The sequence below is a fragment of the Streptomyces sp. ME19-01-6 genome (assembly GCF_033793745.1).
Taxonomy (GTDB): domain Bacteria; phylum Actinomycetota; class Actinomycetes; order Streptomycetales; family Streptomycetaceae; genus Streptomyces.
In genome coordinates, this window is sequence record NZ_JARAXF010000011.1 from 207,970 (window position 1) to 221,939 (window position 13,970).

General features: G+C 73.8%; 11 protein-coding genes. 3 read left to right on the forward strand and 8 right to left on the reverse strand.

All coding sequences use genetic code 11. The features are described 5' to 3' along the window. Positions 1-37: 37 nt before the first annotated feature. From hydA to ggt, 5 genes are all read right to left on the reverse strand, one after another. Positions 38-1,441 carry a dihydropyrimidinase gene (gene hydA, locus PV419_RS25235; RefSeq protein WP_319692470.1) on the reverse strand — a complete coding sequence of 468 codons (1,404 nt, stop codon included), beginning with the start codon at positions 1,439-1,441 and terminating at the stop codon, positions 38-40. Continuing rightward, positions 1,438-2,781, reverse strand: coding sequence for an aspartate aminotransferase family protein (locus PV419_RS25240; protein WP_319692472.1), 1,344 nt, complete (start codon positions 2,779-2,781; stop codon positions 1,438-1,440). The genes hydA and PV419_RS25240 overlap by 4 nt, the downstream gene beginning before the upstream one ends. Continuing rightward, on the reverse strand, positions 2,778-3,620 hold the full coding sequence (locus PV419_RS25245; RefSeq protein ID WP_319692474.1) for a nitrilase-related carbon-nitrogen hydrolase: 843 nt from the start codon (positions 3,618-3,620) through the stop codon (positions 2,778-2,780). Before PV419_RS25245 ends, PV419_RS25240 begins: the two co-directional genes overlap by 4 nt. 145 nt (positions 3,621-3,765) lie before the next feature. Further along, positions 3,766-5,802 (reverse strand): hypothetical protein, encoded by a 2,037-nt coding sequence (locus tag PV419_RS25250; RefSeq protein WP_319692475.1) that lies wholly within the window; start codon positions 5,800-5,802, stop codon positions 3,766-3,768. A gap of 194 nt (positions 5,803-5,996) precedes the next feature. Further along, positions 5,997-7,877, reverse strand: coding sequence for a gamma-glutamyltransferase (gene ggt, locus PV419_RS25255; protein WP_319692476.1), 1,881 nt, complete (start codon positions 7,875-7,877; stop codon positions 5,997-5,999). A gap of 132 nt (positions 7,878-8,009) precedes the next feature. Here ggt and PV419_RS25260 point away from each other — a divergent pair, with 132 nt between their 5' ends. Beyond that, positions 8,010-8,753: a hypothetical protein gene (locus PV419_RS25260; RefSeq protein ID WP_319692477.1), complete on the forward strand. Its 744-nt coding sequence runs from the start codon at positions 8,010-8,012 to the stop codon at positions 8,751-8,753. A 74-nt stretch (positions 8,754-8,827) separates the two neighbouring features. Here the strand turns inward: PV419_RS25260 and PV419_RS25265 are convergent, their stop codons facing one another. Genes PV419_RS25265 through PV419_RS25275 form a run of 3 tightly spaced genes read right to left on the reverse strand, consistent with a single transcriptional unit; the run spans position 8,828 to position 11,465 of the window. Then, positions 8,828-9,547 carry an FAD:protein FMN transferase gene (locus PV419_RS25265; RefSeq protein ID WP_319692575.1) on the reverse strand — a complete coding sequence of 240 codons (720 nt, stop codon included), beginning with the start codon at positions 9,545-9,547 and terminating at the stop codon, positions 8,828-8,830. Positions 9,548-9,584: 37 nt separating this feature from the next. Then, a complete protein-coding gene (locus tag PV419_RS25270) occupies positions 9,585-10,040 on the reverse strand; it encodes an FMN-binding protein (protein WP_319692478.1) in 456 nt (151 codons plus the stop codon). A gap of 57 nt (positions 10,041-10,097) precedes the next feature. Then, positions 10,098-11,465 carry a ferredoxin reductase family protein gene (locus tag PV419_RS25275; RefSeq protein WP_319692479.1) on the reverse strand — a complete coding sequence of 456 codons (1,368 nt, stop codon included), beginning with the start codon at positions 11,463-11,465 and terminating at the stop codon, positions 10,098-10,100. 206 nt (positions 11,466-11,671) lie between these two features. On the opposite strand from PV419_RS25275, the gene PV419_RS25280 reads away from it, so the two are divergent. After that, positions 11,672-12,415 carry a response regulator transcription factor gene (locus PV419_RS25280; RefSeq protein ID WP_319692480.1) on the forward strand — a complete coding sequence of 248 codons (744 nt, stop codon included), beginning with the start codon at positions 11,672-11,674 and terminating at the stop codon, positions 12,413-12,415. Between the two features lie 8 nt (positions 12,416-12,423). Continuing rightward, positions 12,424-13,929 (forward strand): sensor histidine kinase, encoded by a 1,506-nt coding sequence (locus tag PV419_RS25285; protein WP_319692481.1) that lies wholly within the window; start codon positions 12,424-12,426, stop codon positions 13,927-13,929. Positions 13,930-13,970 lie beyond the last annotated feature (41 nt).

Below are 13,970 nucleotides of genomic sequence, written 5' to 3' on the forward strand. Positions count from 1 at the left end.
TCGCTCCCAGCTTGTGGTGTGGTGCTCGGATGAGGGGTCAGTCCAGGTACTGGCAGGTGTCGCGCGCGATGAACCGCCCGTGCCCCGCGCGCCCCGTGAACCGCCGCCGGTCGATGACGGTCTCGCCGCGCGACAGCACGGTCTCCGCCTGCCCGGTGACCCGCTTCCCCTCGTACGCCGAGTAGTCGACGTTCATGTGGTGGGTCTCGGCGGACAGCGTCTGCCCGGCCCGCGGGTCGTAGATGACGAGGTCGGCGTCCGCCCCGGGGGCGATGGTGCCCTTCTTCGGGTAGAGGCCGAACATCCGGGCGGGGGTGGCGCAGGCGATCTCGATCCAGCGGCGGCGTGAGATATGCCCGTCGACGACCGCCTGATGGAGGAGGTCCATCCGGTTCTCCACGCCCGGCAGCCCGTTGGGGATCTTGGAGAAGTCGCCCAGGCCCAGCTCTTTCTGGCCCGCGAAGCAGAAGGGGCAGTGGTCGGTGGAGACGACCTGCAGGTCGCCTGTGCGCAGGCCCCGCCACAGCGCGGCCTGGTGTTCGCGCGGCCGCAGCGGGGTGGAGCAGACGTACTTGGCGCCCTCGAAGTCGGGCTCGGCGAGGTTGTCCGTGGACAGGAACAGGTACTGGGGGCAGGTCTCGCCGAAGACGGGGAGCCCCTTGTCGCGAGCCTGGGTCAACTCGGCCACGGCCTCCTCGGCCGAGACGTGGACGACGTACAGCGGGGCCCCGGCCACCCGGGCCAGTTGGATCGCGCGGTGGGTCGCCTCCGCCTCCAGCAGCGCCTTGCGGACCTCGCCGTGGTAGCGGGGGTCGGTCCTGCCCTCGGCGAGGGCCTGCTCGACCAGGACGTCGATGGCGATGCCGTTCTCGGCGTGCATCATGATCAGCCCGCCGTTGGCCGCGCCGCGCTGCATGGCCCGCAGGATCTTTCCGTCGTCGCTGTAGAAGACGCCCGGGTAGGCCATGAACAGCTTGAAGGACGTGACGCCCTCCTCGACGAGGAGGTCCATCTCCTTCAGCGAACTCTCGTTGACGTCGGAGAGGATCATGTGGAAGGCGTAGTCGACCGCGCACTGGTCCGCCGCCTTGGCGTGCCAGGCGTCGAGCCCCTCGCGCAGCGAGTGGCCCACCGACTGGACCGCGAAGTCCACGATGGTCGTCGTCCCGCCCCAGGCCGCGGCGCGGGTGCCCGTCTCGAAGGTGTCGGAGGCGGACGTGCCGCCGAAGGGCAGCTCCATGTGGGTGTGCGCGTCCACCCCGCCCGGGATGACGTACTTGTCGGTGGCGTCGATCGTACGGTCGGCCGTCCAGCCCTGGGCGTACGCGCTGTCGGGCGCGGCGAGGGCGGCGATGCGGCCGTCCTCGACGAGGACGTCGGCCCGGGTCTCCTCGGCGGCGGTGATGACGAGGCCGCCGCGGATCACGGTGCGGGACATCACAGTGCGCTCCTTCCGGCCTCGTCGGCCGCTTCCGCTGATCCGTCCGCCATGGCCTGCGCCCCGCGGAGCGCCGTCGCGAGGATCTCCGCGCCCTTCTCGGCCTCGGCGGCGGTCAGGCTCAGCGGCGGGGCGATGCGCAGCACGCTGCTGTTGTGGCCGCCTCCCTTGCCGATCAGCAGCCCGCCCTCGCGCGCGGCCTCCAGGACGGCCGAGGCCGCCTCGGGCGAGGGCCGGTCGCTGCCCGGCTCGACCAGCTCGATGCCGATCATCAGCCCCCGGCCGCGCACCTCGCGTACGACGTCGAGCCCGGCAGCGGCGGCGTGCAGCCGCTGCATGAGCAGCCCGCCCACGCGGCGCGCGTTGCCCTGCAGGTCGTGTTCGAGGAGGTGGGTGAGGTTGGCGAGGCCGGCGGCCATGGTGACCGGGGTGCCGCCGAACGTGGAGATGGAGTTGGCGCCCAGGCAGTTCATGACCTCGGCGCGGGCGACGACACCGCCGATGGACATGCCGTTGCCGATGCCCTTGGCGAAGGTGAGGAGGTCCGGCGGGCCGGAGGCGGCGTGCGCCTGCCAGCCCCAGAAATGGTCGCCGGTCCGCCCCCAGCCGGTCTGCACCTCGTCGCTGATCCACAGGATCCCGTGCCGGTCCAGGACCTCGCGGAAGGCGGCGAACAGCCCGTCCGGCGGGGAGGTGAACCCGCCGACGCCCTGCACGGGCTCCGCGATCAGCGCCGCGACCTGGCCGTATGCCTGACCCAGCACGTCCTCCAGGTCGGCGACACACGCCTTGATGAACTCGGCGTCCGACAGCCCGGCGTACGGGCCGCGGCCGCGCACCCCGCCGTGTACGTACAGCGTCTGCAGCGGGGACAGGCTGGTCGGCGACCAGGAGCGGTTTCCGGTGATGCCGACGGTCGAGAACGACCGGCCGTGGTAGCTGTTGCGCATCGCCAGGATCTGGTTGGAGCGCCGGTGGGTCGTGGCCAGGAGCAGGGCCGTGTCGTTGGCCTCGGTGCCGGAGGTGGTGAAGAAGACGCGCGGGTCGGGGATGCCGGACAGCTCCGCGACGCGCTCGGCCAGCTCCACCATGGGGCGGTCGAGATAGAGCGTGGAGCTGTGCAGGATCCGCGCCGCCTGCTCGCTGACCGCCTTGGTGACCTCGGGAAGGGCGTGGGCGGTCATGGTGGTGAGGATGCCGCCGAAGAAGTCGAGGTAGCGGTTGCCGTCGGCGTCCCAGACGTGGCGGCCCTCGCCGTGCGTGAGCTCGATCGGCCGGTCGTAGTAGAGAGCGAGCCAGTCGGGCAGGACGGCCCTGTGCCGGGCATGAAGCTCACTGCTCACGGCTTCACCAGCCCCTCGTACGCGTCCGGCCGTCGATCCCGGTAGAACGCCCACTGCTGGCGCACCTCGTCGATCACGCCGAAGTCCAGGTCCCGGACGACCAGCTCCTCCGTCTTGTCGCTGGCGGCCTCGCCGACGAGCCGGCCACGCGGGTCCACAAAGTAGCTGGTGCCGTAGAAGTCGTTGTCGCCGTACTCCTCCACGCCGACGCGGTTGATCGCGGCGATGAAGTACTCATTGGCGACCGCGGCCGCCGGCTGTTCCAGCTGCCACAGGTACGCCGACAGGCCGCGCGAGGTCGCCGACGGGTTGTAGACCAGCTGGGCCCCGGCCAGGCCGAGCTCGCGCCATCCCTCGGGGAAGTGGCGGTCGTAGCAGATGTACACGCCGACCTTGCCGACGGCGGTGTCGAACACCGGCCAGCCCAGGTTGCCCGGTTTGAAGTAGTACTTCTCCCAGAACCCCTTGACCTGCGGGATGTGGTGCTTGCGGTACTTGCCGAGGAAGCTGCCGTCCGCGTCGATCACCGCCGCGGTGTTGTAGTAGAAGCCGGACTGCTCCACCTCGTACACCGGCACCACGATCACCATGCCGGTCTCCCGGGCCAGCTCCCGCATGCGCCGGACCGTCGGCCCGTCCGGGACCGGCTCCGCCCAGCGGTAGTGCTCCGCCTCCTGCACCTGGCAGAAGTAGGGGGCGTTGAACACCTCCTGAAAGCCGATCACCTTGGCGCCTTGGGCGGCCGCCTGCCGGGCGTACTCCTCGTGCTTCGCGATCATCGATTCGGTATCGCCGGTCCAGGTGCACTGGACGAGCGCGGCACGTACGACGTTGGCCATGGTCAGCTCCTTCGCCTTGGCAGGCGTCTACGCACGTAGATTCCGGCTGTGGAAAGAACGTAGAAGCGCACTGACCACTCTGGCAATACCGCGGCAGTTACTCAACGAAGACGTTCACGTTTCGCGTTATGTCAGGTAAGTGACGTCAAGCGAGGCCGGGCACGCCCGGCAGCCCCGCGACGCGCAGGGCGTGCGCGAGGTCGTGGTGGCTGCTGGAGGACACGCCGCTCGCGGCGTCCAGCAGCAGCGGCACCAGCTCGGCCGGGGCGTCCACCGCGGCCTGCGCGGCCTCGTCGGGTCTCCGGGCCCGCACCAGCGCCTCCAGCAGAAACGCCGCCTCCGCGCGGCTGCCCGAGGCCAGCAGGGCGAGCACGGTCTGCGCCACCTCGGTGACGGGGCGCGCGACGCTCTGCCGCAGCAGCCGCGCGCCGTCGTCGCCGCGCCCCGCGGCGACGAGCGCGCCGGCGGCGGCGGCCAGGGCGGCAGGCGGCAGACAGGCCACCTCCCACAGCAGGGTGGCCACGTCCGCCTCGAGCCCGGCGCGCTCCAGCTCGGCGGCGAGCAGCGGGAGCCAGGGGGCGGGTCCGGCGGCAGCCTCGCACAGCAGGACGTGCGCCTCCCCGCCCCGGCCGTCCGCCCGCAGCCGCGCCAGCCGGTCCACGGCCTCGGCCGCGGTCCGCCGCGCCTCGGCAGCCCGCGCCGACTCCTGCGCCGCCCTCCGCTCGGCCTCATCCCGCGCCTTGAGCCGCCTGCGCCGCTTCGCGCCGTCCCCGCCCTCGTACGCCCCGGCGAACCGCGCACCCCGGGGTGTGGCCGCGCCCCCGGCCGCAGCCTCCTCGGCCCGGAAGGCCCCGGCGGCCTCTGCGGCCGCCGCCTGTGCGGTCCCGGCCGGCTCAGCCGGCGCGGCCCCGGCGAACCGGGCCCCGCGCGGCCGCGACACGGGCGCGGGCTCCTCCAGCCCGGCGAACCGCGCCCCACGCGGCCGGGAACGCGGAGCCGCTCCCCCACCCGCACCGGCCGCCCCCGCCGCCGCAACGGACCCGCCACCGCCCGGCCCCACGCCACCCCCGCCACCGCGCCCCGCAGCCGCCCCGGGACCGCTGGCCCCCGCAGCCGCACCCCGACCGCCGGGCCCCGCAGCCGCCCCGAAACCGCCAGCCGCCGCAGCCGCCCCCCGACCACCAAGCTCCTCAGCCATCCCGGGACCGCCAGCCCCCGCAGCCGCCCCGGCCCCGGCCCGAAGCCCGGCGCCGCCGTCGGCCGACCCGGCGCCGTCCGCGTGTGAAGCCCATCCGGCCTCGGCCGAACGGGCAGGCCCGGCAGCCCAGTGGCCCCGCCCGGCGCCCGGCGCGCCGGCCCCGGCGACTTCCGCACCAGGCGCCCCCGGTCCGGCGGCCGCCCCGAAAACCCCGGGCTCCTCTGCCGCGCGCCCGGCGCCGCCGAGCCCGTCCGCCGTATCAGCCCCGCCTGCCCCGGCCGCCGCCGCGCCGGGCCACCGTGCAGCGGGCTCGTGGGACGCGGGCCCGGCGGGCTCCTGCCCGCCGACCGCTCCGTCGTACGCCGTGGCGAACCGCGACCCGCGAGGCCGCGCGACGGCCCCCGCTCCCGCGTTCGACCGGCCCCCGTCCCGCAGCCGGTCGTCGTAGGCGTCGCGGGGGGAGGCGGTACGAGCGTCCAGGGCGTCGAGGCGAGCGCGGAGCTCCTCGCAGCGGGCGGTGGCCCGCTCCCAGTCGTCACGGGCCCAGGCGAGGTCCGTCGAGAGGCGTTCGCGGGCGTCGGAGTCGTCTTCGGCGGTGGGCTCGCGTACGGCGGCGTGGAGTTCGCGTTCGCGCTTGGCCGCGCGGCGCTGCTCGCCGAGCATCGCCTCCAGCCGGTCCTGGAGGGCGGCGCGCCCGCCGGCCGTGGTGTCGTAGGCGGTGGCGGAGGCGCGGTAGAGCCCGGCGGCGCGGGCGGCGGCCTCCCGGGCCACGTCGGGGCCGCGCTGGGCGGACAGGTCCTGGAGCAGGGCCTGGACGACATCCCAGGGCGGCACCTCCCGGCCGTCGAGACACGCGCGCATGCCCTCCGGGTCGCGCTGCGCGAAGACCCCGTACCAGCCCTGCTCCGCGTCCAGACGCCGTGTCAGTGCACGTAGATAACGCGCGAACTCCTCAACCTTGGACGGGAGTTGACCGCCAGCCATGGTCATCCCTCTCCCCGTGTTCCCGTGGACGATTCCCCCTCCAATGGGCACGCATTCGACACCCTTTGTGTTACGGGAATGGTTACGAACGTGCTACGGGCGTTTTTCCGGCTCCGCACACACCGGCCGACCGACGTCGACCAGCCACGACGGACCCGTCATTTCACCAATCACTTCACCGGTCACTTCACCGGTCACTTCGCCGGGCTGACCACCATCGCCGAGCCGCCGCCCCGCCGTACCGTCTCCGCCGCCGCGAGCCAGCGCCCGCCGGACAGCCGCTGCACACCGGTCGCCGCCCCGATCTCGGGGTTCTGCTTGAAGGAGTGGCCCAGCGTCGTGAGCTGTCCGCGCAGCGGGCTGTTCCACAGCCCCGGCTCCAGCTCGGTCTGCGCCGCGTTGCGCTGGCTGGCGCGTGGCGCGGCGATCGCGTCGACCAGCGGCATGCCGCGGTCCAGGTGGTTCAGCAGGGTCTGCAGCACGGTGGTGATGATGGTGGCGCCGCCGGGCGAGCCGAGCGCGAGCACCGGGCGGCCCTTGTCCGTCACGATCGTCGGCGACATGGACGAGCGCGGCCGCTTGCCGGGGCCGGGCAGGTTGGGGTCGTGGACGGCGGGGTTGGCGGGCGCGAAGGAGAAGTCGGTGAGCTCGTTGTTGAGCAGGAAGCCACGGCCGGGCACGGTGATGCCGCTGCCGCCGGTCTGCTCGATGGTGAGGGTGTAGGCGACGACGTTGCCCCACTTGTCGGCGACCGTGAGGTGCGTGGTGTTCTCGCCCTCGTACGTGGTGGGGGCCGCGGTGCCGCCGCTGTCACAGCCGGTGGGCCGGCTGGGGTCACCGGGCGCGAGCGGGCTGCTCAGCACGGCGTCGGCCTTGATCAGGCAGGCCCGCGAGTCGGCGAACCGCTGCGAGGTGAGGCCCTTGGTCGGCACGTCCTCGAAGGCCGGGTCGCCGACCCAGCGGCCCCGGTCGGCGAAGGCTATCCGGCTCGCCTCGATGTAGCGGTGCAGGTAGTCGCGGTCGCTGTCCTTGGTGAGGTCGGTCTTCTCCAGGATGTTGAGCGCCTCGGCGACCGTGGTGCCGCCGGAGGAGGACGGGGCCATGCCGTACACGTCGAGGCCGCGGTACGAGGTCTTGGTCGGGGCCTGGCGCTTGACCTTGTACGCGGCGAGGTCCCGGGCGGTCAGGTCGCCGGACCGTACGACGCGCTGCGCCGCGGGGTCCACGGGCGGCTTGCGCACCGTCTGGACGATGTCGCGGCCCAGGTCGCCCTTGTAGACGGCGCCGACGCCCTTCTTGGCCAGCAGCGCGTAAGTGCCGGCCAGGTCGGGGTTGGTGAAGGTGGAGCCGACGACCGGCAGTTCGCCACCGGGCAGGAACAGCTTGGCGGTGTCCGGGAAGTCCTTGAAGCGGGCCTGGTTGTCGGCGGTCTGCTGACGGAACGTCGCGTCCACGGTGAAGCCGTCGCGGGCGATCCGCTGGGCGGGCTTGAGCACCTGGGCGAGCGAGCGGGTGCCCCAGGTGTCGAGCGCGGTGTCCCAGGTGGCGGGGGTGCCGGGGGTGCCGATGCTGAGTCCGCTGGTGACGGCGTCGGCGAAGGGGATCGGCTTGCCGTCCTTGCCCAGGAAGAGCTTCTCGTCCGCGCTGCGCGGCGCGGTCTCGCGCCCGTCGAGGGTGAACACCTTGTGCTGCTTGGCGCTGTAGTAGACGAAGTATCCGCCGCCGCCGACGCCCGCCGAGTACGGCTCGGTGACGCCGAGCGCGGCCGCGGTGGCCACGGCCGCGTCCACCGCGTTGCCGCCGCGCCGCAGCACCTCGATGCCGGCCGCCGAGGCGTCGGCGTCCACGCTGGAGACCGCGCCGCCGTAGCCGACGGCCACGGGGGTCTTGGCGGGCGTACCGGCCGGGGCCACCCCGCCCGGTGCGCCGCCTCGTGCCCCCGCCGGGGCGATGCCGAGGGCGACGACCAGACCGGCCGTCGCGGCGAGGGCCGGCAGGCGGCGCAGCGCGGCGGAAGTGGCTGGTGGCGCGGCTGTTGTCGGGGACGATGCGGCTGGTCTTGCGGCGTGCTCCATCCGGGCCTCCCAAGCAAGCGGCAGGGGCCGGAGCCTACCGGTGACCGTCCCGGAAACGACAGGGGGCGAACAGAAGGCCAACGCGTCCACACGCTCGAACAAACACCCACATCGCGGCTACGATGCGCGGCCATGACTGACACCGTGCAGGACCTGATCGCTTCCGGCGCGGCCCTCGTCGTGGGCCTGGCCCTCGGCTGGGCCGTGCACTCAGCCTACGCGCGCCGCAAGCGCACCCGCGAGCAGACGTTCTTCGGTCTGCCGGACGGCTCGGAGTGCGTGCTGGTCACGCACCGGGACAGCACCTCCGCGCACTGGAGCATCCCGCGCCACGACGCGCTCGCGCTGCTCGGGCTCGCCGCCGTCGTGGAGAACTGCGGCGCACACGCCGAGGTGGCCCCGCACGACACCGGGCTGCAGGGCTTCGGCTCGCGCACCGAGTTCTGCGTCGGCGACCCGACCGCGCACCGCCGGCTGGCCGCCCATATGGGCAATCTGCTGCCGGGGGTCGCGGTCCACCAGGGCGACGAGACCCAGGAGCGGGGCTCGTTCACCATAGGCGGCACCGAATACCGGCCGGAGCCGGGCGCGGTGGAGCATGTGCTGCTGGCCCGGCTCACGGCGGCCGACGGCGGCCGCCCTGTGTTCCTGGCCGCGGGCCAGCGCCCGGTCACCCACCGCGCCGCGATCCGCCACCTCGTGCGCAACCGCACCCGGCTGGCCCGTAAGTACGGCGCGCACGGCTCCTTCTGCCTGCTGCTGAAGGTTGTCAACTCGCAGGCGTACGGCCCGGACGTGGTCGAGCTCGTCGCGGACGTCACCAAGGCCGCGACCTCGGCCCCGGGCCGCTCGCGCGCCGCCCACAAGTCGGACTGAGCGCGTTTGCGGTGAGTACGGGACAGCGACACGCCGTGGCGTCGGCGTGTCGCTGTCCCATACTCACCACAAACTCAGGTGGGGAAGCCCGGGGTCTGCCACAGCTCGCCGGTCGCGGTGACCGCCAGGGCCTCGTGGGTCTCCAAGGACGCGGTCCAGGCGCGGGCTCCGGCGCCCATGGCGAAGGCCGCCGTGGCCAGGGCATCGGTCCAGGTGAGGCCGGGGCCGGTCAGGGTGAGGGAGGCCAGGGTGGTGGCCGGTTCACCGGTGTGCGGATCCAGAACGTGGGAGCCGCGTTCGGCCGTGCCGGAAGTGGCGACGGCCAAACCACCTTCCCGGCCGGTGACGACGGCGCACAGCGCCCCGGGGCGCAGGGGGTGCGCGATGCCGACGCGCCAGGGGACGCCCGGGGCAGCCTCGCCCCGCAGCTGGATGTCCCCGCCGCCGTTCACGCAGCTGTTGCGCGCCCCCGCCTCGGACAGGATCCGGGAGGCCCGCTCCACCGCCCAGCCCTTGACCATCCCGGAGGGGTCGAGCCGGCCCCCGGGCGTAGGGCTGAACCAGCCGTCGGTGGCGCGCGCCGCCGCCTCGCACAGGCCCAGCACCTCGGCCACCTCGGGCCCGCACCGCTCCACGGAGAGCTCGCCCCGGCCGAGCCGGCTGACGGCGCTGGCCGGGCGGTAGGGGGAGAAGACCTCGTCCACGTGGTGCAGCCAGGCCACGGCCTCCTCCAGGGCCCGGCGGACGGCGGGCGTGGCCGGGTCGCGGATGTCGAAGGAGAAGACCGTGCCCATGACGTGCTCGACGTGGCGCAGGCCCCCGCGCCGCCGCTCAGACACCGGCCTTGTCCAGGGCGCTCTGCAGGGACTGGACGTAGCCGTCGCTGGTGTAGGTGGCACCGGAGACCGTGTCGATCTGCGCGCTCTGGGCTTGGAGCGTCTCGTCGGTGAGCTGCGGTACGGAGTACGAGGCGATCTGCTGGGAGCGGCCGTCGCCGGACGGGGTCCGCAGCGCCTTGACGGCGGTGATCTTCCCCTTGGAGAGGGTGACGGCGAGCTGCACGGGGCCGTAGCGGGTGTCGATCGTGTCGCCGGTGTAGGTGCCGGTCACCCCGGCCGAGGTGGAGTGCTGCGACGTGGACGGTGACGGCGAGCCGCTCGACGGGGAAGACGAAGACGACGGCGGCTGGGCCGCGACCGCGGTCGTGGCGTTGACGTGTGGTTTGAGCGACAGCAGCAGGACCACGCCCGCGACAGTCGAGACGGTGGTGATGGCGGCCTTGCGCACGGCCAGGCTCCTTTGCGGCTCGGGGTCAGAAGGTGCTCGGGTCGGAACGGGCTCGGGTCAGAAGGCGAACGACTCGTGGTGGATGCGGCGGCGTGGCACCCCCGCGCCGCGCAGGGCCCGCTGGGCGGCCTCCGCCATCCCCGGCGGCCCGCACAGGTACACCTCGCGCTCGGCCAGATCCGGGACCAGCGCGCGCAGGGCGCGCGAGGTCAGCGGGGACGCGTACGCGGCCGGCTCGTCGACGACGTAGTGGACGACCGCCCGCCGCGCCGCCGCGAGGTGGTCGAGCTCCGCGCGCAGCGCCAGGTCCTCGGGCCGCCGGGCGCGGTAGACGAGCGTCACGTCGCCGGGCAGGGTCTCGAAGAGCGTCCGCAGCGGGGTGATGCCGACCCCGCCGCCGAGCAGCAGCACCTTCGGCGCGCGCCGGCGGCGGGCGGTGAACGCCCCGTACGGACCCTCGGCCAGGACCCGGGTGCCGGGCGCGAGCCGGGCCGGCGCCGCGCTGTGGCCGCCGGCCGCCTTCACGGTGATCCGCAGGTACGAGGGGTGGGCGACGGCCGAGAGGGAGTACGGGTTGGCGGCCCACCACAGGCCCGGCGCGAGGAAGCGCCAGCGGAAGAACTGGCCGGGCTCGGCGCGCAGCTCGTCCAGCCGGTCGCCGGTCAGGTACACCGAGACGACGCCGGGCGCCTCCGGCCGGACCTCCGAGACCCACAGCCGGTGGCGCAGCGCCCGCCGTACGGGGACGACGAACCGGAACCACAGCAGGAGCGCCGCCACCCCGCCGTACAGGGCGTACCAGGCCAGCCGGGCCGGGCGGTTGCCGACGAAGTCGGCGCCGTCGGAGAGCTGGTGGCCGAAGACCAGGAAGACCGCCAGGTAGGTGGCGAAGTGCAGCAGGTGCCAGGTCTCGTAGGAGAGCCGGCGGCGGGCGGCACGCGCGGACAGGACGGCGGTGGCCAGGAAGAGCAGGAAGCCGGCAGTGCCCTTGAGGAGGTCGGGGTAGTGGAGGACGAGGGTGGTGGTCTGTTCGACGACGCCGGTGTGCGAGGTCAGCGCATAGCCCCAGATGATCAGCAGGGTGTGCGCGAGGGCGAGGGAGATCGTGTAGCGGCCGCCCATCGCGTGCCAGCGGGCCAGCCGGTCGCTGCCGATGTTGCGGTCCAGCAGGGGCACCCGGGCCATGAGCAGCAGCAGGACGGCGGTCGCGTATCCGGCGAGCAGGCCGGTGATGCGTCCGGCGCCGGTCAGCCAGCCGGCCGCGCCGACCACGGAGGTGGTGTCGCTCCACCACAGGGCGAGGAGGGCGGCGGCGCCCGCCCAGATCGCCAGCTGGGTGAGGGCGGGGACGAGGTCGGGCGGCCCGGGGGCGAGCGGTAGGGCGCGCGGCGCCTCGGTGCGGCGGTCGTGGACGGTGGTGGCCATCGGGGTCGGCCTTTCGCAGCTGGCGGGGAGTGCCGTCGGGGCGGTCAGGGCCGTCAGCCTCACAGGCCATCTTCTGAGGACCCTCTGAAAAGGCTTTGAAAGGGAGCCCCGGGCACGATTCAGACGAAACGCAGAGGAAATTCAGAGCGAACCCAGAGGGGCCCGGGGGCCCGTCGCGCCGCGCGCCGGGGGATGCTGGATGCGTCATGGAGAACCACATCACCGGCCCTTTGCTGCTGCGGCCCGACGGCACCCCCGTCCGTGTCCTCGTCGTCGACGACGAGCCCGACCTGACCGAGGTGCTGTCGGGGGCCCTGCGCTACGAGGGCTGGGAGGTCCGTACGGCGGCGGACGGGGCGTCGGCGCTGGCCACGGCCCGCGTGTTCCGCCCCGACGCGGTCGTGCTCGACTGGATGCTGCCGGACTCCGACGGACTGACGGTGCTGCGCGGGATGCGCGCCGAGCTGGAGGGCGTGTATGTGCTCTTCCTCACCGCGCGTGACGCCGTGGAGGACCGGATCGCGGGGATCACCGCGGGCGGCGACGACTACGTGACCAAGCCGTTCAGCCTGGAGGAGGTGCTGGCCAGGCTGCGCGGGCTGCTGCGCAGGGCCGGGATGGCGCGCGGGCTGGACCTTCACCAGGCTGACCGGCTGGTGGTGGGCGATCTGGTGATGGACGAGAAGGCGCGGGAGGTCACCCGGGGCGGGGTGGTGGTCGAGCTGTCGCGCACCGAGTTCGAACTGCTGCGGTTCTTGATGCGCAATCCGCGCCGGGTGCTGTCGAAGGCGCAGATCCTGGACCGGGTGTGGTCGTACGACTTCGGCGGCCGGGCCCATGTCGTCGAGCTGTACATCAGCTATCTGCGCAAGAAGATCGACGCGGGCCGGACCCCGCTGATCCATACGGTGCGCGGGGTCGGGTACGTGCTGAAGCCGGACGTGCCATGAGCCGTCTCATGAGCCTTCTGTCGTCACTCGCGCGTGCGCCGCGGGCCGCGCTCCCCCGGACCCTGCGGGCCCGGCTGACCGCCGGGCTCGTGGTGCTGCTCGCGGTCGCGTCCCTGGCGGTCGGGCTGACCACGGTCCTGGCGCTGGAGGGCTTTTTGGTGCGCCGTGTGGACCAGCAGCTGACCGCGGCGGGCGGCCGGTTCCCGGCGAGCCTGGAACACGGCGAGCGGCCGGACGCGGACAACCGGCCCGATACGCGCGGCCAGTCCGCGTACACGTTCGGCGCCCGGCTGAAGGGGGGCGAGGCGACGCAGGCGGCGGTGGTGCGTGACAACACGGACGCCCACGTGCCGCTCACCGACGCCGACCGGCGGGCGCTCGCCGCCCTGCCGGTCGACGAGCGCGGGCACGACATACGGCTGTCGGCGGTCGGCGCGTACCGGGTCGTCGCCGTACGCGGTGACGACGGCGACATCCTGATCACCGGCCTGCCGCTGCGCCCGGTGGAGGAGACGGTGCACCGGGTGGAGCTGGTGGAGGCCGTGGTCTTCGGGTCCGCACTCGCCGTGACGGGGGTGGCGGGGGCCCTGTGGGTGCGGTTGTCGCTGCGTCCGCTGCGGCGGGTGACCGCCACCGCGGCCGGGGTGGCGCGGCTGCCGTTGGCCAGCGGGGAGGTGGCGATGCCGGCGCCGGTGCCGGACACCGATCCGCGCACCGAGGTCGGCCAGGTGGGCGCCGCCCTGAACCGGATGCTCGGGCACGTGGGCGACGCGCTGGCCCGCCGCCACGCCGGCGAGGAGCGGCTGCGGCAGTTCGCGGCGGACGCCAGCCACGAGCTGCGTACGCCGGTGGCCACGGTGCGCGGCCACGCCGAGCTGGCGCTGCGCCACCCCGGGCCGGTGCCCCCGGAGGTGCGCCACGCGCTGGAGCGGATCCAGTCCGAGTCGGAGCGGATGAGCACGTTGGTGGACGATCTGCTGCTGCTCGCGCGGCTCGACGCGGGTCGGCCGCTGGCCCGCAAGCCCGTCGATCTGACCCGCCTCGTGCTGGACGCCGCGGGGGACGCGCGGGCGGCGGGGCCGGGCCACCGCTGGACGCTGGAGCTGCCCGAGGAGCCGGTGACCGTCACGGGCGACGAGCACCGGCTGCAGCAGGTGGTGGCCAATCTGCTCGCCAACGCCCGCACGCATACCCCGCCGGGCACCGAGGTGGCGGTCCGCCTGGTGGCGCGCACCGGACGGACAGAGCTGACGGAGCTGACGGTCACGGACGACGGGCCGGGCATCCCCGAGGCGCTGCTGCCGGAGGTGTTCGAGCGTTTCGCGCGCGCGGACCACAGCCGCTCGCGGACCGCGGGCAACACCGGTCTGGGGCTGGCCATCGTGCGGGCCGTGGTGGCGGCGCACGGCGGGACGATCGAGGTGGCGAGCAGGCCGGGGAGGACGGTCTTCCGGGTCGTGCTGCCGGACACGGGGGCGGCGGAGGCGGACCCGCCCATCGTTACCCAGGCGTAACTTACCGCTCTATTACCAGGGGTAAGCCGCCGCGGTTACCG